The organism is Maridesulfovibrio pacificus (SeqCode) (genome assembly GCF_048612815.1).
GTDB lineage: Bacteria > Desulfobacterota > Desulfovibrionia > Desulfovibrionales > Desulfovibrionaceae > Maridesulfovibrio > Maridesulfovibrio pacificus.
In genome coordinates this window covers 1525582-1547566 of record NZ_JBLZNE010000001.1, presented here as the reverse complement: position 1 = coordinate 1547566, position 21985 = coordinate 1525582, and the positions used below count along the sequence as shown (strand labels likewise).

Annotated in this window: 22 protein-coding genes and 1 riboswitch; of the genes, 14 read left to right on the top strand and 8 right to left on the bottom strand. The window is 47.7% G+C overall.

Annotated features, from left to right (window positions below):
* Positions 1-145: 145 nt before the first annotated feature.
* The 5 genes from ACNI23_RS07230 to ACNI23_RS07210 form a co-directional block, all read right to left on the bottom strand.
* Entirely contained in the window at positions 146-754 is a 609-nt protein-coding gene (locus ACNI23_RS07230) for a tetratricopeptide repeat protein (RefSeq protein ID WP_420247531.1), read from the bottom strand.
* A 183-nt stretch (positions 755-937) separates the two neighbouring features.
* Positions 938-2209, bottom strand: coding sequence for a Y-family DNA polymerase (locus tag ACNI23_RS07225; protein ID WP_420247530.1), 1272 nt, complete (start codon positions 2207-2209; stop codon positions 938-940).
* Positions 2209-2643 carry a LexA family protein gene (locus tag ACNI23_RS07220; protein ID WP_420247528.1) on the bottom strand — a complete coding sequence of 145 codons (435 nt, stop codon included), beginning with the start codon at positions 2641-2643 and terminating at the stop codon, positions 2209-2211. Before ACNI23_RS07220 ends, ACNI23_RS07225 begins: the two co-directional genes overlap by 1 nt.
* 95 nt (positions 2644-2738) lie before the next feature.
* Positions 2739-3656, bottom strand: coding sequence for an exopolyphosphatase (locus tag ACNI23_RS07215; RefSeq protein WP_420247527.1), 918 nt, complete (start codon positions 3654-3656; stop codon positions 2739-2741).
* 128 nt (positions 3657-3784) lie between these two features.
* The gene (locus ACNI23_RS07210; protein WP_420247526.1) at positions 3785-4207 is read right to left on the bottom strand and encodes a universal stress protein; all 423 of its coding nucleotides are present in this window, start codon (positions 4205-4207) and stop codon (positions 3785-3787) included.
* 828 nt (positions 4208-5035) lie between these two features.
* Here ACNI23_RS07210 and ACNI23_RS07205 point away from each other — a divergent pair.
* Both ACNI23_RS07205 and ACNI23_RS07200 read left to right on the top strand, forming a co-directional pair.
* A complete protein-coding gene (locus tag ACNI23_RS07205) occupies positions 5036-5608 on the top strand; it encodes a TetR/AcrR family transcriptional regulator (RefSeq protein WP_015852193.1) in 573 nt (190 codons plus the stop codon).
* A 182-nt stretch (positions 5609-5790) separates the two neighbouring features.
* Entirely contained in the window at positions 5791-6693 is a 903-nt protein-coding gene (locus ACNI23_RS07200) for a TIGR01777 family oxidoreductase (RefSeq protein WP_420247524.1), read from the top strand.
* Between the two features lie 57 nt (positions 6694-6750).
* On the opposite strand, the gene rsgA is transcribed toward ACNI23_RS07200, so the two are convergent.
* A complete protein-coding gene (rsgA, locus tag ACNI23_RS07195; protein WP_420247523.1) occupies positions 6751-7788 on the bottom strand; it encodes a ribosome small subunit-dependent GTPase A in 1038 nt (345 codons plus the stop codon).
* Between the two features lie 226 nt (positions 7789-8014).
* Here rsgA and ACNI23_RS07190 point away from each other — a divergent pair, with 226 nt between their 5' ends.
* The 5 genes from ACNI23_RS07190 (at position 8015) to ACNI23_RS07170 (ending at position 12577) form a co-directional block, all read left to right on the top strand.
* Positions 8015-8980, top strand: a complete 966-nt coding sequence (locus tag ACNI23_RS07190; RefSeq protein WP_420247522.1) for a serine/threonine protein kinase — start codon at positions 8015-8017, stop codon at positions 8978-8980.
* 40 nt (positions 8981-9020) lie between these two features.
* Positions 9021-9509: a universal stress protein gene (locus tag ACNI23_RS07185; RefSeq protein ID WP_420247521.1), complete on the top strand. Its 489-nt coding sequence runs from the start codon at positions 9021-9023 to the stop codon at positions 9507-9509.
* 34 nt (positions 9510-9543) lie between these two features.
* Positions 9544-10527, top strand: a complete 984-nt coding sequence (locus ACNI23_RS07180) for an ABC transporter substrate-binding protein (protein ID WP_420247520.1) — start codon at positions 9544-9546, stop codon at positions 10525-10527.
* Between the two features lie 109 nt (positions 10528-10636).
* Positions 10637-11083, top strand: a complete 447-nt coding sequence (locus ACNI23_RS07175; protein WP_420247518.1) for an arsenate reductase ArsC — start codon at positions 10637-10639, stop codon at positions 11081-11083.
* 276 nt (positions 11084-11359) lie between these two features.
* Positions 11360-12577, top strand: a complete 1218-nt coding sequence (locus ACNI23_RS07170; protein WP_420247516.1) for an L-serine ammonia-lyase — start codon at positions 11360-11362, stop codon at positions 12575-12577.
* Positions 12578-12635: 58 nt separating this feature from the next.
* Here the strand turns inward: ACNI23_RS07170 and ACNI23_RS07165 are convergent, their stop codons facing one another.
* Both ACNI23_RS07165 and ACNI23_RS07160 read right to left on the bottom strand, forming a co-directional pair.
* Entirely contained in the window at positions 12636-13592 is a 957-nt protein-coding gene (locus tag ACNI23_RS07165) for an ABC transporter ATP-binding protein (protein ID WP_490722699.1), read from the bottom strand.
* A 4-nt stretch (positions 13593-13596) separates the two neighbouring features.
* Complete coding sequence (locus ACNI23_RS07160; protein ID WP_420247514.1) at positions 13597-14559, bottom strand: ABC transporter ATP-binding protein; 963 nt, start codon at positions 14557-14559, stop codon at positions 13597-13599.
* 99 nt (positions 14560-14658) lie between these two features.
* Between ACNI23_RS07160 and trmFO the strand changes: the two genes are divergently transcribed.
* The 7 genes from trmFO to cobI all read left to right on the top strand — a co-directional run bounded on the left by trmFO (position 14659) and on the right by cobI (position 21956).
* Positions 14659-15981 (top strand): methylenetetrahydrofolate--tRNA-(uracil(54)-C(5))-methyltransferase (FADH(2)-oxidizing) TrmFO, encoded by a 1323-nt coding sequence (trmFO, locus tag ACNI23_RS07155; RefSeq protein ID WP_420247513.1) that lies wholly within the window; start codon positions 14659-14661, stop codon positions 15979-15981.
* Positions 15981-17315, top strand: coding sequence for an MATE family efflux transporter (locus ACNI23_RS07150; RefSeq protein WP_420247512.1), 1335 nt, complete (start codon positions 15981-15983; stop codon positions 17313-17315). Before trmFO ends, ACNI23_RS07150 begins: the two co-directional genes overlap by 1 nt.
* Before the next feature lie 25 nt (positions 17316-17340).
* Positions 17341-17543, top strand: a riboswitch (cobalamin riboswitch).
* A 102-nt stretch (positions 17544-17645) separates the two neighbouring features.
* Positions 17646-18548: a sirohydrochlorin cobaltochelatase gene (locus ACNI23_RS07145; protein WP_420247511.1), complete on the top strand. Its 903-nt coding sequence runs from the start codon at positions 17646-17648 to the stop codon at positions 18546-18548.
* 18 nt (positions 18549-18566) lie between these two features.
* Entirely contained in the window at positions 18567-19622 is a 1056-nt protein-coding gene (locus tag ACNI23_RS07140; protein ID WP_420247509.1) for a FecCD family ABC transporter permease, read from the top strand.
* Positions 19619-20395, top strand: coding sequence for an ABC transporter ATP-binding protein (locus ACNI23_RS07135; RefSeq protein ID WP_420247507.1), 777 nt, complete (start codon positions 19619-19621; stop codon positions 20393-20395). The genes ACNI23_RS07140 and ACNI23_RS07135 overlap by 4 nt, the downstream gene beginning before the upstream one ends.
* Entirely contained in the window at positions 20313-21248 is a 936-nt protein-coding gene (locus ACNI23_RS07130) for an ABC transporter substrate-binding protein (protein WP_420247505.1), read from the top strand. The genes ACNI23_RS07135 and ACNI23_RS07130 overlap by 83 nt, the downstream gene beginning before the upstream one ends.
* Positions 21249-21956, top strand: coding sequence for a precorrin-2 C(20)-methyltransferase (gene cobI, locus ACNI23_RS07125; protein ID WP_420247503.1), 708 nt, complete (start codon positions 21249-21251; stop codon positions 21954-21956). It abuts the gene before it with no gap.
* Positions 21957-21985 lie beyond the last annotated feature (29 nt).

Below are 21985 nucleotides of genomic sequence, written 5' to 3'. Positions count from 1 at the left end.
CAGAATTCATTTCAGCTTGCCCTGATAAAACAAACACGTGCATTTCGTCAAATTACGAATATGCTCAGTCATTAATACTTTTAAAAAGAAAATCCCGCATCTTATACTATAAAATGCGGGATTTAAGGTGCTCTTGCGCAAAAAACTAAATAAGCCCAAAGCTGATCATGTTTAGAATGTCGGTTTCTTCTTCCTGACTTTCTTCAGTAGCAGGTCCGGCTTTTGCTTTTGTGGATTCTTCCATAATTTTGTCTACCGCAAGTTTCTTTTGCTCATCCGGGAGATTTAAGTCCGCGACAAAAGTTTCTGTTTCAGAGATTTTCTGCGGAGTGAATTTCTCCTGCCAGACAGACATGCGGGTATAGATTGTTATGTGCTCAAGTGCCTTGTCTGAATTTCCGAGCTCTTTGTAGGCCCGTGCCAGTTTCCTGTGGGCAAGCCTGATGTGGCCCTGATCCAGTTCAAGGTTGAGTCCTTTGCTGATGACTTCAACAGCTTCTTTGTATTTGCCTTCACGGAGGTAGCAGTCGCCGAGCATGATGTAGCTGGGACCGTATTCCGGATTGGCATCGATTGCCTTTTCAAAGTAGACAGAGGCAGCCTTGTCCTTGTTAAGCATGAAGGCGACGGTTCCTGTCTGATGGAGCCCTGCGGCTTCGTTTTTTGTGCCGCAGCCGGTAAGCAGGGCTGCGATGATCAGGGGCAGTCCGATCAAGGTAGCCTTGGTCCTGATGCTGGTAAATGTTTTATTCATAGTTTTGTAGACAGTAATTCTGTTTGTTCCCAACTACGGGCTTTTGAGTTTTACTTTCACTTCGTTTAATGCCCTAAAGTTTTCGAATGGGCAAGCAGGATCGGGAGAACATTTTCGAATTTTCGGGAAGCTGAAGATTTGTTCTCCGTTCAGGAATCATTGTCGTTCCTTGATTTCTGGTGTCTAGCCAATCTTTGGCAGTTCGTCCCAGTTGGTAGTGTAGGCGGGGGATTTATGCTTCCTGTTCATCTGCCACGGTTGTTCGAGGCCTTCGGAAGCATAGCTCAGGGTGCGTCTGCCGAAACGCGTGTTAGCTGAGTCAAGGAGGTCCATAATTGCTTCTTTCTTGGTTGATTCGGCTTTGTGATCCAGTTCCAGTAAATTGCACTGGCGGTTGTACTTTCCACAAAGGTCGAGCAGAACTACCCCTGTCTTTTTATAGCTGAATCCTTCCTTATATATGGAACGGATGCATTGCAGTCCGGTGTTGATCAGTTCCGGGGTGTAGTCCGTGGCAATGGGCAGCATGCGGGTGGCGGAGTTGGAGTATTGTGGCAGATTGTTGAAACGGTTGGTGGTCAGGTAAACCATGACTCCGTTGGTGAGGGATTGCTGCTCTCGCAGTTTTTCCCCGGCCCGGGCAACATAGGCTGCAACGGATTCTTCAAGGTCGGACAGGTTCGAAACAGGGCGTCCGAAAGAACGGGATGAGGAAATAGTTTTTTTGGACTTCGGTGAATTGTCCAATTCAAAGCAGGGGGTTCCGCGCAGTTCAAAGGCCGTATGCAATCCGGTAATGGACATGTTTTTTTTAAGCCAGAGGTTCGGAAGGTCTTTAAAGGCTCTGGCTGTACCTACTCCTCGCGTGATTAATCTTTTCCCGTGCCGTCTGCCTATGCCCCAGACATCAGTTACCGGAACTTTGTCCAGCAGGCGGTCCAGATCATTTCTGGCGCAAAGACTGAAAGTTCCTTCTGTTTGTGGATACTTTTTGGCAAATCGGCTGGCAATCTTGGCCAGAGTTTTGGTGGAGCCAAATCCGACAGAGACCGGGATTCCGGTCCATTTGAGAATTCTGGTTCTGATCTCTTTGCCGATAGATGGTAGTTCGCGAAGCATGCAGGGCGGAAATTCAAGGAAAGATTCGTCGATGGAGTAGACCTCAAGGTCTGGAGTGAGGGAAGCTAAGGTAGCAGTCACTCGTTGCGAGAGGTCGCCGTAAAGAGCGTAATTAGATGAAAATATCTCAACATGATTCTGTAGAAAAAATGATTGATATTTATATGCCGGGGCACCCATGGGCACGCCTATGTCTTTTGCCTCCTGTGACCGGGAAATTACACAGCCATCATTATTAGAAAGAACCACAACCGGACGGTGTTTGATTTCCGGTCGGAAGAGTCTTTCACAGGAAACATAGAAATTGTTGCAATCCACCAGTGCAAAGATTCTCATTACACAGCCTTGTGGATGATGTAGGTTACGACTCCCCAAACTTCAAAAGAAGTCTCTTCGGTTATTTCCAGCAGAGGGTAGTCCGGATTTTCCGGGATAAGGAAGAGCCTTCCTTCTCTTTGCTTGATCCGTTTTACAGTGAGCTCTCCGTTGAAGGTGGCTATGATGATGGAGTTGTTATGAGCGTCCATGGAGCGGTCGACAACAAGTATGTCCCCCTCTTTGATATTGGCATCGATCATGGAGTCCCCGTAGGCCCGGATGAGAAATGTTGCCGCCTTGTTACTGATCAGGTGCTCATTGAGATCCATCTTTTTATCAATGTAGTCGTCAGCAGGGGAGGGGAATCCTGCGATTACCTCTGATAGGAGCAACGGCAGTTCAATTTTGTTTGCGGCCTCAGGTGCGAATATTTCGATAAAAGGTTGTTTCATGTTTATCTTGTATTGACTTTTTTGTATTCATGTCAATCTTAGATAAACAATATACCGAAAAAAGAACCTGATCGCAGCGATCAGGTTCCTGATGGTTATTTCTTATCCATGAACATAGCGACCATCTGGCCGAGAACAGCATCGGCTTCATCATGGGGTACCTGACAGGTTCCGACCTGCTTGTGTCCGCCGCCGCCGAATTGAAGCATTACGCTACCTACATCGACTTTGCTGGTGCGGTTAAGGATGCTGTGACCTACGGAAAATACGGTGTTCTGCTTCATTTTGCCCCAAATGATCTGGATGCTTATGTTGCATTCCGGGAACATGGAGTAGAGGGTGAATCTGTTGCCGGGGTAGATTTCTTCCTGTTCACGCAGGTCGAGAATAGCGACATTGCCGAACATCTCTGTCCGGTCTTTCAGCATTCCACGGAACTGTTTGTCCCTTTCAAAATAAAGGTCTACGCGTTCTTTGACATCGGGCAGATTGAGAATTTCATCGATAGGTAATTCTCGGCAGTAGTCGATGAGGTGTTCCATTAACTGGTAGTTGCTGACGTTGAAGTGTCTGTATCTACCAAGTCCGGTGCGCGGGTCCATAATAAAGCCGAGCAGTATCCAGCCTTTGGGGTTGGCTACTTCCTCGGCAGTGATGTCTCCGCTGTCCACTTTATCTACATAGTGGAGCATTTCATCGAATTTATCAGCGAACTTTTCATGACCGCCGAAGTATTCCCAGATGACACGGGCTGCACTTTTGGCCGGTTTAGACATTCCCTTGTAGTCCAGTTTCATATTGAGGCGTTCGTCCTCACTGGAGTGGTGGTCAAACCAGTATCCGCAACCTTCGATATAAGGAACGTTGGCAACGATGTCGTTGGGGTCACCGGGGTAGCGTCCGTCCTGAACATCCTTGGGATGGACAAACATCCAGTTATCCATGATTCCAATTTCTTTGAGCAGGACAGCGCAGGCAAGGCCGTCAAAGTCTGATCGTGTCAAAAGCCGCATTAAACTCTCCGTATGCTGGGAATAATAAAATTACACGAATATTTTTTTGAAATACTTAATTGAAAATAGTTTTAATTACAATCTCATTTTAATTATAGATTGTAGTTTCGTTGAATTTTTCCGCCTGCCTACTTAATGACCAGAACAGGGATCTCGGCAGTGTGCAGGACTTTATGGGTTACGCTGCCGACAACCAGTCCTTCAAGATCAGACTTTCCTTTTGAGCCCATAATAATCAGGTCGCATTTTTCTGTATCTGCAACAGTCTTGATTGATTTTGCTATGGACCCGCCGATTATTTTTTCTTCATGATTGATGTCCCTGTCTTTCAGGGGGGCGGTCTTTTGTTCAAGGATTGCGTAGGATTCACGGGTTGCATCGTCGATGGCCTTTTGGAAATTTGGTTCACCGAGTCCGGTAGGAACAGGGCGGTGGCAGTGAAGAACAATAAGCTTGCCGCCAGACATTTCCGCGAGGGAAGCTCCATAGCTGATAGCATTTTCAGAGTGTTTGGAATCGTCAACGGGAATTAATATCTTGGTAAAAATCATGTCTGTTCTCCTTCTATGGATGTTTAGAGGATAATACTTGAAGCGGGCAGTTGCTGCAACAAGCGGAAATATTTATGGACGAAATTGTCAGCTTAAGGCTGATTGAATGTTCGATCAGTGGTGTTTTTTCAGTATATTATGTCATTAATTATGAATGTAGAGAGCTGTCTTAGTCAATATTTATTTTAAAAAATACCAATAAAACAGACAGTTATATGAAAAGCTGATTGGAAAATCAAAAAGTTCTAAAAAAAATGTTGACAGGACGCATAACTGAACGTAGATACTGTTTTCAGTTGATGTCGCTCTGAAAACGAGTTCAGGGTAGATGTCTGCAAGAGGCTGATGTAGCCTTCAGGTTTAGTAAGTTTCCTGCTTCCGGCGACTGTAGGGGTCTTAGGGAGAAAGTTTGAAAGCTTCACCTGATAAAGTTGGATGACGATTCAACCGCAGCAGCAAATTGTAAGAGTTACTTTGACACAACACGGGGGGAAGCCCGCATCTCTCCCCGAGTCTGATGGACATCGGCATTGATCAAGATAAAAACCCATGACGTGCGGACATGTTTCGGATGTCAGGTTTTTATAGATCAGCTTAGTAAAACACCTTCCGTTTCCATTCCTTAAAGCATAGGCCCCTCCCCCACCGGAGGGGCTTTTGTTCTTTCTGGCAAAGGTTAGTGGTAAGTATTTTGGAGAATAGGGATTAAATACTTAAAGTTGTTGCTAGGGGTGTGTTCACTTTCTGAGTTGACCTTTACTTGATTTTACGTGTAAAGATTTTTCTGTGTCGATAAATTTCAACAAATTGAAATAACGAGACTTTATAATGACCAAAAAGGATACAGTTTTAAAGGCGGCTAAAGAGCTTTTCGGGGAACTTGGATATAGTGGTACTACATTCAAGAAGATCGCAGACCGTGCCGGTGTTGCAGTGGGATTGCTTTCTCATCATTATGGGAACAAGGAAAAGCTTTTCCGTGCGGCTGGCTTTGACGTTGCTGAACGTTTGACCCTCGCTTTGCAGGATGAAGTGGTGCAGGCAGAGAACGGTTTCGATGCCGTATATAGATTTGCCCGTCGCTATCTTGAATTTTCCGTTGATCCTGATGAGGATTTTCTGGTGCTGATCAGATGTTCACCGTACAGTGATTTGAAAACCGGGGAAGATCGGGACGCAATGGTTCATAAGTTTGTCCAGATTCCAGTCCTGCTTGAAAACTGTGTTGCCCGAGGTGTTCGGGACGGTTCCATCCCCAATCTGCCTGTCTCGGAAACAGCAGCGGTTGTACAGTGTAACCTTGTTGGTGCGGTTAGGACCAATCTGCTTACTCCGTACAGTCCTCCCAGTCTTTATAAGGAAATCTTGAATTTTATCAGCAGAGCTCTTAAAGCTGCCTAGCTTTATTGCTGCAACTCTGTTTTATTATATCCCGGACAGCTTTTGCTGTCCGGGATTTTTGTTTTTAAGGGGAAGTATTCTTTGTAATTCTGGACAAAAATAGTTGGAGATGGTTTATTAATAATATTACAGAAGAGTGCTTCATATTAGATGGATTGTGCTGATTTCGGCAAGGAGGAACCATGCGAGTCGTGATTACCGGTGGAACCGGATTTATCGGAAAAAGGTTAAGTCAGGAATTAGTTGCAAAGGGCTATCAGGTTATTTGTTTGACCCGTTCCAGTCGTCCTTCTGAAATTTCCGGAGTTCGTAACGTTGTCTGGGATGGTAAAACTTCAGCTGGTTGGCTGGAATATGCAGACGGTGCGGATGCCATAGTTAATCTTGCCGGAGACAATATCGCTTCCGGGCGCTGGTCTGCAGCTAAGAAAAAATCCATTCTTGGTAGCCGTGTAGATGCAGGCGAAGCGGTAAGTGAAGCTGTTGCAAAGGTGCAGAATAAGCCGAAAGTTGTCATTCAGGGTTCTGCCATTGGATACTATGGTGATTGCGGGCCAGAGCCTGTGAATGAAGAGTCTTCAAAAGGTAGCCTGTTTCTTTCCGATGTAGTTGAAAAATGGGAAGCGAGCACAGCTTCGGTTGAAGATCACGGGGTGAGGCGGGCAATTATCCGTACGGCTATGGTTCTTGGAAACGGCGGTGCGCTGGCTAAGATGGTAGGTCCTTTTAAGGCGGGATTGGGCAGTTATCTTGGTGCAGGGCATCAGGGAGTATCGTGGATTCATATTAAAGATGAAGTCCGGGCCATTATTTTTCTGATTGAAAATGAGAAATGCAAGGGCATTTTCAATCTCAGCTCCATTCGTCCACTGACCTTTAATAAGTTTGCTGACACTCTCGGCAGTGTACTTGGTAAACGGGTCTGGTTTCGTGCTCCCGGTTTTGTGCTCAAGCTTGTTCTTGGCCAAATGGCTGAGGAGGTTCTTTTGAGCGGACAATTTGTAATGCCTGTAAAACTGATTTCTGCCGGATTCACGTTTAATTTTCCCGATGCAGATGAGGCCTTGCGGGAAGTATTGTCTTAAACACAGTGTTTTTGTTTGGATAGCGAAAGGGCAACCTGATTGGTTGCCCTTTTGGTTTCATTTTTTCCATTTGCGAGAATACATTTTCTTCTTTCCGGATTTCCGTTTGGCCCGTTCTGCAATCTCTGTAGTATTTTTTTCGGCTTCTTCTTTTAATTTCAGATAATTTTCAAGCCTGCGCCGGGTGATAGTCTCGCTCTCAAGTGCATCGCGTACTCCGCAGCCCGGTTCACGTTCATGGCTGCAATCGGAAAAGCGGCACATTTCTTCGGCTTCCACAATTTCACTGAAGGCCCGGTCAATACCGGCATGGCAGTCATGCAGTTGCAACTCGCGAATGCCGGGGACGTCAATAAGCAGGGCACCGCTTGGCATTACATGTAATGAGCGGGTGGTTGTTGTGTGGCGGCCCTTGTCGTCCCCGTGGCGGATGGCTCCGGTTTTTTCTTTTTCGGTGCCGTTTATGGTGTTGAGCAAAGTTGTTTTGCCCACACCGGACGAGCCGAGCAGGGCCACTGTTTCACCGGGTTTGAACCATTTCTGAAGACTCTGCACGCTTTGCGGGTCCTTGCCGTTAATAGTCACAATCGGCATGGATTCGAAAAGATGTTTGGCTTGCTCGCGGTATTCCTGCGCTTCTTCTGTAAGGTCTTCCTTAGTCAGCACAAGCACGAAATTTACCCCGGCCTCTAGGGCCAGACAGATGTAGCGCTCAATGCGGTTCAGGTTGAACTCGGTATTGCAGGAGGAGACAATGAAAAGTGTATCGATATTGGCGGCAATGGGTTGTAACTTAACTTCCTGACCGGGAGCCATGCGTTGAAGCAAGCTGGTGCGTTCAAGAATTTTTACCGGGACCATGGTTTCGCGGTCCATAAGCAGCCAGTCACCTACCGTGGGTTGTTCGTTTAAGCTGCCTATGCCTTTGCCTGCTATTTTCAGCAGTAGTTCGGAATGTCCGGTGGAGACAACCAGATGTCCCTTGTGAGTCATTGTAACCCGAGCGGGAATCATTTCAAAGTCATCAGTATCCAATTGGTCCTTGAAGCAGTCCTTCCAGCCCAATTCATCCAGTGAATAGTGTTTTTCGTTCAAGAAATCCTCTGTTGAGAATGTTGTGGTTGAAGTGTTTATCTGAATCATACAACTTAAAGTACAAATGGATAACAGGCAAGGGGCGGAGTCCCATAAATTCCCGTTGCTTCTGAATAATCATCCTCTTCTATTTTCTGTTTTCCTTTCATTACTGATGGTGGTGTGTTAAATTCACAGTAAGGACAGAAGTGGATTTAGCCTAACAGCTTGAATCGTGGGAGTGGATATGAGCAAGGAAGTCCGGGATCTGATCAAGACGCATCTGCCTGACTACAGCAGCTCCCGTTTCGGGAAACTGTATACTGATACCTCTGAATTCATGAATATTGATTTCAGTGATGTTATCCAGCTTGGTAATGAGCATTTTCTTGTCTCTAAAAATGAAATGGAACGCAGGTTTGGTCTTGATGATCCCAAGTATTGGGTCAAGAGATGCAAGCGGCTGGAAGATAAGCAGCCCCAGATTTTGAAGCTGGCGTTTTATGAAAAATTTCCCATGAATATCGGGCCGTTCAAGATTGAGTGTTTTCGAAGTCCGCGTAAGGAAGCGCGTATTCTTGAATTGGTTAAGGGCGATATGCGTTTCATGCAGGGATATTCGGCAGAGGACTCTGCGGGAAATAATGTGCGGGTGCTGGATATTATCCGCGGTAAGCGCCTTGATGTCTGGGTACATAATATCCCGGTGGATCATAAAACGTATTTTCATGAGCATTTTCCGGATATTTTGGAGAAGTATATCGGGGCCTGTGAAGCCATTAAGTTTTTGCACGATAATGATGAAAAGCACGGTGATATTCGTCGTGATCATCTCTGGGTCGAGTATGATACCGGAGATTACAGGTGGATAGATTTCGATTACGCTTTTGAACTTTATGAAAATCCATTTGGCCTTGATGTCTTCGGACTTGGAAGTATCCTCATTTACCTGGCGGGAAAAGCTAATATAATACCGCAGACCATGAAGGATCATAACATTGATCCGTCTATGCTTTCATCCATAGCTCCGGGGGACTATTCGGTGGTTATCGGGAATCGCGTCGTAAATTTGAAAAAAATTTATGATTACATTCCTCAGTCATTAAATAATATACTCATGCATTTTTCATCTTCCAGCTCAGTTTTTTATGAGAGTGTTGATGAATTGATGCTGGATATGAATAACAGTTTGAAGGAAATACGTAATTTGTAGGCAGAATTGTGCAGTTTAAATCTGCAGAGGGGAAATCATTATGAAAGCCATGAAGATGCTGATTGCCTTTGACGGTTCTGAAAATTCATTCAAGGCGGTGGAATATGTCGGGAATATTGCCCGTAATTGTTCAGGTGAAGAAATCGTACTGCTATATGTTGAAAGACTGCCGGATAAAGATATTTTTCCCGATGACGCGGCCTGGGAAAAACAGTGCGGCGAAAATGAACAGGCTATGATGGTGAAATTGGCAGAGGCCGAGAAGAATCTCGTGTCAATGGGAGTAAATCCTGAAGAAGTCAAAATAGAGTACTTTGCCAGTTGCAAATCTCCGTTTCATGAAACAGACATCTGTTCTATCGGACGCAGCATAGGAATGGATATTTTGCGTATCCGTGAAGAAGGCGAGTATGGAACTATTGTCATCGGGAGGCGCGGAGTTAGCAAAGCGGAGGAGTTCCTGTTCGGTTCCGTTTCAACTAAAGTTGTTCAGTCTGCTGTAGGGTGCACCGTCTGGGTTGTTAATTAATGGAAACAATTATGTGTTTTAGTCCGGGAGCGGTATGTTAAAACAAATCAGTGCACTTATGATGATCTTAATGTTCATTTGTGCTGCTACTGCGCATGCGAAGCCCAAGGTTCTTTATATTGAGAGTTATCATGATGGATATGCATGGGATCAGGAGCAAAGAGCTGGACTTGAGTCCATATTTAAGGATCAGGTTGAGTTATATAATTTTCAGATGGATACCAAGCGGGTTGCTCCGTCTCGGTATCAGGAAAAGGCTGATTTAGCATGGCAATATTATTTGGAAGTCAAGCCGGACGTTGTCGTGATTTCAGATGATAACGCCCTGATGCTTCTTGAACAGCGATTTTTAAAAACTGATACTCCTGTAGTTTATATGGGTATTAACAATAACCCCCGTAATTATGGCCCGTTGGGGGGAAATGTTACCGGAGTGCTTGAGCGTCCTCTTTATAAGAGAACAATAAGATATTTAAAGGAATTGATTCTTTTTAACAGCAAGAAAGTTTTGATTTTGCTTGATAAGGGAACTACTTCGGAAGTTTTCAGGTCGTCTGTGTTTCATGATCAACAGAGCATGGAGATTAGTGGAATTAAGGCGGATGTAAATTCTTATTCAGATTACGGCAAATGGAGTAAGGCCGTGATAAACTCCGGCAAAAATGGATATGACGCTATTGTGATTGGTTTATACCATAGTCTTTTTGATGAAGGGATCAATGTTGATGGGGAGGAAGTATTGACATGGACTTCAGAAAATTCTCCGGTTCCTGTTTTTGCATTCTGGGAAATGAGTGTGGGTAAAGATAAGGCCGTTGGGGGAATGGTCTTAAGTGGTGAGGTGCAAGGGCGTGCTGCCGGTGAGATCGTAATGAAGATTCTTGGCGGCACTCCTGTTACTTCTATTTCTCCCGTTATTCCGGCTCAGGGAGAGTTTGTTTTCAGTCAATATGAGTTGGATCGATGGAAGATCAGATTGCCTCATTATATAAGAAAACAGGCTCGTATGCGCGAATAGTAATTCGGATTGTGCCAATTTAGTTACAACTTTTATGTCCGCTTGACTCAAATGGAATGGTTTTTTATTGAGTTTTCCTCTTTGGCAAAATATCCAAACAGGTGAAAGAATGAACAACAAGATAAATCTTTTGTTTTTGTGTACAGGCAATTCCTGCCGAAGCCAGATGGCTGAGGGATGGGCTCGACATTTGAAATCAGATCAAATCAATGCTTATTCTGCGGGCATTGAAACACATGGGCTTAATCCATCGGCTGTCAAGGTTATGGCTGAAGCAGGGGTTGATATTTCCGGGCATAAATCTACCCATATTGATGAACTTAGAGATGTTCCCATTGATATCGTGGTCACTGTCTGCAATCATGCCCATGAGACTTGTCCCTATTTTCCCGGCGGCAGCAAAGTTGTTCATGTCGGCTTTGATGACCCGCCGAAAATGGCAAAAGAAATCGCGGAGCGGGGCGGTTCTAATGAAGAGCAGCTTGATAGTTTTCGGAAAGTCCGCGATGAAATCAGGAGATTTGTTGAGACCCTGCCTGAGGGGTTGATTGATTAACGATCTCTGCTTTTATGTAGTATAAGCCTTCGGTCTCATGACCGGGGGCTTTTTTTTGGGTATCGTGTTTTATGATAACCATGTATTTTAAGGTCTGTTTTCGTTGAACTATATGAATTGTATCCTTTTTAATCTGTTTGACGGTCTATTGATCACGTAATCAGTATTTTTTGGTTGTCAATTTTAGCTATTGCGTAATATAAGCGTTTCTGATTGTGGTAAACACAATGCGTTTTCAGGGGATGAATTATAAATTTTTACAAGGCGGCAGGAGAGATGGAGTCTTTAAGAGAGTTGTACCGTATTGGAGTGGGCCCTTCTTCAAGTCATACAATGGGACCGCGTATGGCTGCGGAAAGGTTTCTGGAGAAACATTCTGATGCATCTCGATTCAGGGTAACGCTTTTTGAAAGTCTTGCCGCTACAGGTAAGGGGCACCTTACCGACTGGGCGATTCTTAGTGTTCTTGGTGATGATAAAACTGAGCTGATCTGGAAAGCTGAAGAGAAAATGCCAGAGCATCCGAATGGAATGCAGTTTGAAGCTTTGGATAGTTCCGGTGCTGTAATCGATATTTGGAAAGTTTACAGTGTCGGTGGTGGGGCCATCCGTGAAGAAGGTGCTGCATCATCCAGCGCAGATCCCGTCTACGGTTTGATCACTATTACTGAGATTATGGCTCACTGTGAAGACAAGGGTATTACCTACTGGGAATATGTAGAACAGTGTGAAGGTCCTGAAATTTGGGATTTTCTGCGAGGAGTTTGGGAAGTAATGGAAGCTTCTCTTGAGCGCGGTCTTGAAGCCGAGGGCGTATTGCCCGGGTCTATCGGACTTCGCAGGCAGGCTAAATCTTATTATCGCCGCACTAAACACGCCGGTCCTGATATGCAGCTGACCGGTATGACCACTGCCTATGCCCTTGCTGTTTCCGAAGAAAATGCAGGCGGTGGTGAAATCGTAACTGCTCCTACTTGCGGATCATGCGGTATTGTTCCGGCAACTTTACGCTATCTTAAAGATACTCAGGAGCATCTTAAAGAGAATGATCTGCTCCGTGCACTGGCTACTGCCGGACTGTTCGGCAATGTTATTAAGACTAATGCATCCATTTCCGGGGCAGAAGTCGGCTGTCAGGGTGAGGTCGGTTCTGCATGTGCTATGGCTTCAGCTGCAGCAACACAGCTTATGGGCGGAACATTGCGCCAGATTGAATATGCTGCGGAAATGGGTCTTGAGCATCACTTGGGCCTGACCTGTGATCCCGTGGACGGATTGGTGCAGATCCCTTGCATTGAACGTAATGCCTGCGCTTCCACCCGTGCGCTTGCACGTGCTCAGATGTCCATTCTTTCCGATGGCTCTCATCGCATTCCTTTTGATGAAGTCGTGGAAGTTATGAAGAAAACAGGACATGACCTGCCAAGCCTTTACCGCGAAACTTCAACTGGCGGACTGGCAAAAGCTTATAATGAACGTTCTAATTCCAAGTAACTGCAAGTGATATAAATTTAATACGAAAGGCCGGGGCAAATGCTCCGGCCTTTGTTCTTTAATACAGGTGGCAGGAAACTTTGTGTGCGCTTGCAGTTTCTTTCAGCTCCGGCTGGGTCTGCGAGCAGATATCCATGGCCTTGGGGCAGCGGGTATGAAAGGGGCAGCCTGTAGGTGGTGATATAGGGCTGGGCATATCACCCGTTATGATTACATCTTCCCCTTGAACTGCCGGATCAGGAACCGGGACAGCCTCGAGGAGGATTTGGGTGTATGGGTGCTGGGGATTGTGATAAAGCTCTTCGGCTGTAGCAATCTCCATGAGCTGCCCAAGATACATGACCGCCACCCGGTCACTGATGTGGCTGACTACCGAAAGGTCGTGGGAAATGAAAACATAACTCAGGCCGAATTCCCGCTGAATTGATTTTAGCAGGTTGAGGACCTGCGCCTGCACTGACACATCCAGCGCGGATACTGGTTCATCACAGATGATCAGGTCCGGGTTCATGGCAATGGCCCGTGCGATTGCCACACGTTGGCGCTGGCCGCCGGAAAATTCGTGGGGGTAACGTTTGTGGTGTTCAGGTCTTAATCCTACCTGTACCAGCAATTCTTCGACCCGTTGCTGGATTTCATCCTTGCTACCTGATTTATGGATGCGCATGGACTCGGATATAATCTTTCCGATTCTCTGGCGGGGATTGAGCGAAGAGTACGGGTCCTGAAAGACCATTTGAAGCATGGTACTGCGCTCAGTTGCGGTCCATTCGTCAAGCCTGCGGCCTTTGAAATTTATGCTGCCCTGATCCGGCTTTTCCAGCCCGGTGAGTAATCGGGCAAGGGTGGATTTGCCGCATCCTGATTCGCCTACAAGACCGAGGGTTTCTCCTTTTTTTACTTCAAGGGTAATGCCGTTAACAGCTTTCACCGTAGATTTGGACAGGGAGAAAAGTCCGTTACTGACGGGATAGTGGCGTTTAATATCTTTTATTTCCAGTATGTTTTCATTCATTATGCTATGTATGCAGCCAGCAGCGCACCTGTCTGCCGTCTTTATTTAAAAGTTGAGGTTCCTGCTCCCGGCAAAGATCAAAAGCCCGGTCACATCGGGGATGGAAACGGCATCCCTTTGGCAAGTCCAGCAGGGCAGGGACGTTACCGGGAATGGGAGTCAGTGCAGTGCGGCAGCCAAGCCGTGGCACTGAATTAAGCAGTCCCTGTGTGTATGGATGAAGAGGTTCCTTAAAAGTATCCGAGATGGACGCGGATTCCACAATCTGTCCGGCATACATAACCGCAACCCGGGTGGCTACCCGTGCTACCACTCCGAGATCGTGGGTAATGAGCATGAGCGAGCCGTTCATTTTGTTCTTAAGGTTATCCAGCAGTCGTAGAATCTGGGATTGGATGGTCACATCCAGTGCGGTGGTTGGTTCGTCGGCAATCAGGATTTCCGGTGAGCAGACCAGCGCCATGGCGATCATGACCCGCTGACGCATCCCTCCGCTCAGTTCATGCGGAAAGTTGCTGATCCGTTTATGGGGATTAGGAATTCCGACCAGCTTGAGGGCTTCCACTGCTGCTTCGGCGGCCTGATGTTTATCCATCCCTTTGTGCAACCGCAGAGTTTCGCCGATTTGGTCTCCGATTTTGAAAACCGGGTTGAGCGATGTCATGGGTTCCTGAAAAACCATTGAAAGTTTGTTGCCGCGGACTTTTTGCATTTCCCGTTCAGATAGTTGTACAAGGTCTTGATCGCGATAGAGCACTTGTCCTGCGGTGATTCGTCCCGGAGGATCTGGGATAAGGCCCATTACCGAGAGGGATAGGACGGTCTTTCCGCAGCCGGATTCACCGACAATGGCTAAAGTTTCTCCTTGCCCTAAGTCCAGACTGGCATTATCCACAGCTTTAATGATTCCGCCCGGAGTGGCGAAAGATGTGGTCAGATTCTTGATTTTTAAGATTGGTGCGGTCATAAATGGTGAGTTAGATATAATTTTGCAGGATCGCGAAACACATCTATCATTTATTAATTGAGATAACTGAAAAATACAATCGACTTTGGAGTAATATACGTGGATAAAATTGCTGTAATCGGTGGCGGACTGGCTGGGTGTGAATGTGCAATGCAGCTGGCAAAGGCTGAAATTCAGGTTGTTCTTTATGAAATGAAGCCCGATAAATATTCCGAGGCCCATCATCTGCCCGGTCTGGCTGAATTGGTCTGTTCCAACTCTTTGCGTTCCGGCGAGCTGAATACTGCTATCGGCGTTCTCAAGAAGGAAATGGAAGCTCTTGATTCCGTACTCATGAAAGCTGCAATGCAGGCCCGTGTTCCCGCAGGTTCCGCCTTGGCTGTGGATCGTGAGGTATTCTCCAAGCTGGTCACTGAAGAAATCGAGCAGAATGAATTCATCACCGTAGTCCGTAAGGAAATTGCATCCCTTGATGATCCTGAACTTGCTGACTTTTCCAAAATAATTGTTTGCGCAGGGCCGCTGGCTTCTGAAGGGCTGACCGAGAGCTTGATCGCAAAAATCGGCGAACAGCGTCTTTACTTTTATGATGCCATCGCGCCTATCGTGAGCCGTGATTCCGTTAACATGGATGTGGCTTTTTTCGGATCCCGCTACAAGCCTGAAGATGATGACTATCTGAACTGTCCCATGACCGAGGAGCAGTATTACTCTTTCATTAAGGAACTGAAAGAAGGCGAGCGCGTTGTTCCCCGCGAATTCGAGAAGGAAATCCATTTCGAAGGCTGTCTGCCCATTGAAGAAATGGCTGACCGTGGCGAACAGACCCTCTCTTTTGGACCGCTCAAGCCCGTAGGTCTTATTGATCCTCGTACTGAAGAGCAGGCTTACGCTGTGGTTCAGCTTCGTGCAGAAAACAAGGATAAGACCGCCTTCAACCTTGTTGGCTTCCAGACCAAGCTCAAGTACCCGGAACAGAAACGCATTTTTCGTATGATTCCCGGTCTTGAAGATGTTGAATTCCTGCGCATGGGCTCCATTCACCGTAACACTTACGTCAATGCCCCTGAAGTTCTGGACGAAAAGCTGGCCCTCAAAGCTGACCCGCGTATTCATCTTGCCGGACAGATTACCGGGGTTGAAGGCTACCTTGAATCCGCAGCCTGTGGTCTCTGGGTAGGGCGTATGCTCGCCGAGCAGTCCAAGGGCAACGAACTTCCCGCACCTCCGCCGGAAACTTCCATGGGAGCACTGCTCGGGCATCTGCGCGAAGCCAAGAAGAATTTTCAGCCTTCCAACGTTCAGTTCGGACTTATGCCTGCACTTAAAAAACGTGCACCTAAGCGCGTCCGCAAGGAACTGTATGGCAAACGAGCAATGGATCTTTTTGAAGCTTGGTTTGAAGAGAATATTAAAAAGTAATGACAAAGAAACAACATCCATTTGAAATTAAACCGAACCGGACATTGCTGACACTGGCAATTCCGGTTCTTTTCTCTATGGTCGCTGAGCCTTTGACCGGTCTGGTGGATACTGCATTTGTTGCCAAGTTAGGACCTGAAGCGTTGTCTGCACTTGGTATCGGGACCATTGTCTTCTCGTCCGTATTCTGGGTTTTCGGGTTTCTTGGAATCGGCACCCAGACCGAGGTTTCGCATGCCCTTGGTAAGGGCGATCTGGAAAGAGCTTCATCCCTTGGCTGGATGGCGGCGGGCCTTTCTGCCGTAATTGGGCTGGTGTTGATGCTTGCAGTCTTTCCATTTTTAGGGAGCATTTCCGGATTGATGGGCGGTGAAGGTGCTGTCCGCGATCTGGCCGTGGATTATATGAGCTACCGTCTGCTGGGGGCTCCGGCGGTACTGGTGGTGCTTTCCTGTTTTGGATCTTTGCGCGGTTATCAGGATATGCGCTCTCCGCTGTGGATTGCGCTGGGTATGAATGCCATCAACGTTGTACTGGATTGGTGCCTTGTTTTCGGCAAGGGGCCGTTTCCGGTTATGGGAGTCGGTGGTGCTGCGCTGGCAAGTGCCATCAGCCAGTGGATCGGAGCGGTCTGGGCTGTGCTGGTAGTGCGCAAGCATTACGGCTTTAATACCGGATTCAGCCTTGCGGATGCCCGCAGGCTTTTTGTTATCGGCGGAGATATGTTCGTTCGCACTGGCTGCGTTTGTCTGTTCCTGCTGCTTTGTACCCGCTTTGCCACCAAAGCCGGAGCGGAATCCGGGGCCGCGCATCAGGCTATTCGCCAGTTCTTCGTTTTTCTGGCCCTTTTTCTGGATGCTTTCGCCATCAGCGGGCAGTCGCTGGTAGGCTATTTTGTGGGCCGTGCTGATCGGGCTACAGCGCGTAAAGTTGCCTCTCTGGTTTGCAAATGGAGTTTTGGGACCGGTGTGTTGCTGACTATCGGTATGTATCTGGGTCAAGAGCCTGTGGCCTGGTTGCTGGTACCGGAAGAAGCTGCTGCGGTTTTTGGACCGGCATGGCTGGCGGTTACATTCCTGCAGCCCATTAATGCGCTTTCTTTTGCCACGGACGGAATTCATCTGGGAACAGGAGATTTTCGCTATCTGCGTAATGCCATGCTTACGGCAGTATTGATGAGTGCGACGGTTCTTTTTGTGGTAGATTGGATTCATCCGCAGCAGATGTTGTTTTGGATTTGGATTGTGGCCGGATTATGGACCACACTGCGCGCTTTGCTTGGGATGATCCGCATCTGGCCCGGAATCGGTGATGGGCCGCTAGCTGTACGCTGATATTGACATACTAAGTGAACAATCATATTTAGCTTTTGCCTGAGGCGCTCTCACGAGCTTAATAGGGAATCCCGTTAAAGTCGGGAACGGACCCGCCGCCGTGAGTCCTTAACGGTTTTACCCCGTGTGGCCGGAATAAATCCGGTCCTGTGTGCCACTGAATAAATTTTCGGGAAGGCCGGGTGAAATGGGACGAGTCGGAAGACCTGCCCGGGTGCAAATCACGATCATTCTGACGGATAACGGGGCTTTTACCTGTCAGAAATCACTGCGCAATTTTATGTGTGCGGTGCCGCTATTTTTAAGCCCCCCAAATTTGAGGAGACTGTTATGCAGTACCGTTTTGGGGACAAATTCAAGTTCATCCCCGCATTTCTTCTGGTTTGTTTTCTGTTAATCCCTTCATTTGCCATGGCCGGACATGGCGATGCAAAGCCTGTTAAAAAAGGTATTTTGATTGCAGCTTTCGGTTCCAGCATGCCTGAAACCAAGCCTGCATTTGATGCCATTGATAAGGCTGTGAAAGAGACTTTTCCCGGCGTGCCTGTGCGTTGGGCATATTCTTCCGCGATTATCAGGAACATTCTGTCTAAAGAAGGCCGTGGAGTTGATTCTCCGGTAATGGCCATGACCAGAATGATGGATGAAGGTTTTACTCATGTGGCAGTGCAGTCCCTGCACACCATCCCCGGTGAAGAATTTGAAGGTATCTACGACACTGTAAAAAGGTTCGAAGGTATGCCTAAAGGCATGACCAAAGTGACTGTTGGTAAGCCGCTTCTTTATTCTGACGAAGACATGCAGCGTACCGTAAAAGCCATTATCGCCAACATCCCCAAGGATCGTAAGGCCAAGGATGCTGTTGTGCTGATGGGGCATGGCACCCACCATGCTGCCAACATCTACTATCCCGCTTCTCAGGATTACTTCTCCAAAGTTGATCCCAAGATTTTTGTAGGCACTGTTGAAGGTGCTCCTTCTCTTGATGATGTGAAAGTTTTGCTCAAGAAGAGCAAGGCTAAGAAAGTCTATCTCATGCCCTACATGTCTGTTGCCGGTGACCATGCCCGTAACGATATGGCTGGTGATGAAGCTGACTCATGGAAATCCGAATTGTCCAAGCTGGGCTATAAGTGCGTTCCCGTACTCAAGGGGACAGCCGAATTCCCGCAGGTTCTGGATATCTGGGTTGACCACCTCAAGGTTGCTTTCAAGCACCTTGGTGACCACTAATTAAATCGGGCGGTGAAGATGGTTTTTTCAGGCAATAGAAGAGCACTGGCAGTTTGTGTGCTGTCATTTCTTGTGCCGATTTCCATCTTTGCCGCCTGTCTTTTCGGGGCCTACGGGACTGAGCCGACGCAGGTGCTTGCGGTATTCAAATCCGTTCTTGGAATCGGCGCACAAAAGGTAGATCAGGCCCTTTCTTTTATTATTATTGATTTACGCTTGAGCCGGGTTTGTCTGTCGTTTCTGGTGGGCATGTCTTTGGCTGTAGCCGGGACTGTCTATCAGGGAATCCTGCGTAACCCGTTGGCTGACCCGTTTACTCTTGGGGTGAGCAGTGGGGCGGCTTTCGGGGCCAGTCTGGCGATTTTTTCCGGCTCGACCATGCTGGGTGCGGAGCTTTGGACCAGATTCGGGAATCTTTTCCTGCCGCTGGCAGCTCTTGCCGGAGCGATGGCTGCACTCGGTGCGGTGCTCATGCTCGGGCGCATCGGTGGAAGGCTTCGCCGGGAAACCATGGTCCTTGCCGGGATTGTGGTGGCGACTTTTCTTTCTGCGCTAATTTCCCTGCTTAAGTCCCTTGATGAAGAGTCCGTTACCTCTATTGTTTTTTGGATCATGGGCAGCTTTCAGGGGCGTGGCTGGGATCACTTGCAGCTGTTTCTGCCGTACTTTATCGCTGGCATGATTCCGCTGGTTTATTATTCCCGCGAGCTGGATATCCTCTCACTAGGTGAGACTCAGGCCCGCCATCTTGGCATGGATGTTTCCAAGGTGCGTATGGCTCTGCTGATCGGTTCAGGTCTATTGACCGGGGCGGCGGTGGCTGTTTCAGGGATCATCGGGTTTGTGGGACTGATTGTGCCCCATCTGGTGCGTATGTTTCAGGGCGCGGAGCACAGGCCGTTGCTGATTTCTTCTTCCCTTTTGGGCGGATTACTTTTGGTCTGGTCTGATGTCATTGCCCGTTCGCTGCTTTCCGGTGGTGAAGAACTTCCGGTGGGCGTTGTAACTGCGTTGCTCGGCGGGCCGTTTTTCTGCATTGTACTGCGTTCCGGTTTTAAAGGAGGCAGCGCATGATCAGGATCACGGATCTGAAAGCCGGATATGCAGGGCGTGAAGTCCTGCACGGGATAAACCTCGATTTGCCCACTGGTTCCATGACCGCCATCCTTGGACCCAACGGTAGCGGCAAGACGACTCTTGTTTCATCTATTTCCGGGGTGCTTTCTCCACTGGAGGGCCGGATTGAGATTGAGAGACGGGAGGTCAACGAATACCGCCCACGAGAACTGGCCGGTATCATGGCTGTACTCCCGCAAAGGGTGGACCCCGCTTTCGGGCTGACCGTGAAGTCCATGGTCATGATGGGGCGTTATGCTCACGGTTCCGGCTTTTTCGGTTATGATGCCGAAGACGAAAGTATTTGCGTCGAGGCCATAAAGCGAGTCGGTATAAGTCATTTGGTTGAGCGTTCGGTTGCCGAGCTTTCCGGAGGTGAATTTCAGCGGGTGCTCATGGCTCGCACTGTAGCGCAGCAGGCCCGGATTATGGTGCTGGATGAAGCTTCATCAGGTGTGGACGTCGCTGGGAAAATCGAGCTTTTTGATCTGCTGAAAAGTATGAACCGCGATGGCGCAACAATCGCCTGCGTGATCCATGATCTTAATCTCGCAGCTCTGTATTTTGACCGTCTTGTCTTTCTGCGTAAGGGAAATTTGGTATTGGACGGTTCGCCTGCGGAAGTTATGACAGAGGATAATATTTCAAATGTTTATGAAACATCTGTGGCGGTTGTTGAGCATCCGCGTCTCGGCGTTCCGCAGGTTCTTTTTTCTCCTGCTACTGATTAGTTTAGCAGGAACTGCGTCCGCGGGGCAGGCAGCGCTTTCCATTACTGATGATTTCGGTAATGAGGTGACCTTGCAGGCTCCGGCAAAGCGTATTGTGGCCCTTTACGGCTCATTCAATGAGATTTTGTACGCTATGGACCTTGGGGATAGGCTGGTGGCCCGGACAGCTGCAGACCATTACCCGGAGCAGATTGCGTCGCTGCCGTCCATAGGTACGCACATGCGGCCTAACCCGGAACTGATCGTAGCCCTGAAGCCTGATCTTGTTTTGCAGATGGCCGGAAGGTCTCAGGCGGCAACAGCTCTCGAACCGCTTAAAACAAGGGGCATTCCTTGCGCTATGTTCAAGGTTGCCTCGTTTGAGGAAATGTTTTCTATGGTACGTAGACTCGGTATGCTTACCGGGGAACCCGAGTCAGCTTCTGGTTTAGTTGAGTCCATGAATGCGAGGCTGGATGCGGTGTTGCAAAAGAACGTTACTTCATCCGCGCTGCCGTCAGTTTTTTTTGAAATACGTTATCCCAATCTGCTGGCAGCAGGGCAGGGATCGATAGTTAATGACATAATCCGCCATGCCGGAGGAATTAACTGCATCAGCAATCATAAAAAGATTGTGCGTATGGGCGAGGAAGAGCTGATGAGGCTTAACCCGCGAACTTATGTTTATCAGAGCGGACGGATGAATCCTTCTCCGGTCAGGCCAGATGAACGCAGTCATTTTAAGTTAATTGATGCGGTGCGTAATGAACGAATTTTAAAGGTGGACGAGTCGGTCTTTTCCCGGCCCGGTCCCAGAAATGTGGAAGCCGTGGAGATTCTTGCGGACTTCCTCTTTAATAACAAAGAGAAGTAAATGAGTAATTCTGGAAAAATATATGGTATCGGGGTCGGTCCCGGTGATTCTGATCTGCTGACCGTTAGGGCGGTGCGGGTACTTGAGAAAGTTGATGTGGTTTTCGCTGCTTCTTCCACTAAAAACGAGTATTCCCATTCCCTTGAAATTGCCTCTGAATTTGTGCGCGATGATTGTGAGGTGGTTAAGCTTGGTTACCCAATGACTCGCGATAAGGATGTTCTGAGCGAGGCATGGGAAGAAAACTGCCGTATCGCCTGCGATATGCTCAAAGGTGGTAAAACAGCGGCCTTTTTGACCCTTGGTGATCCCCTGATTTATTCCACTTTCGGCTACATGATGCAGACCATGAAGCAGCTGTGTCCTGATGTGGAATTTGAGGTTGTGCCGGGCATTACTTCGTATCAGGCCGCTGCAGCAAGATCGCAGCAGGTGCTGGTTGAGTCTGGTCAAAACCTACTTCTTACATCCGGGGTTGCCGATCCTGAAAAGTTCGCCAAGTCTTTGGATAATGTGGATAATGCCGTGATTCTCAAAGCCTATCGCAACTTCCCTGAACTGCGCGATACCGTTAAGGAAATGGATAAGATGGACGTAAAATTTTACACCCGTCTGGGGCTGGATGGCGAGGCCATTTATCTGGATATCAATGAGGTTCCTGAAAAAACGAACTATCTTTCACTTATGCTGCTGACTGCGCGTAAGTAGTAATGTTTATATTTAAAAAATAACAGGCC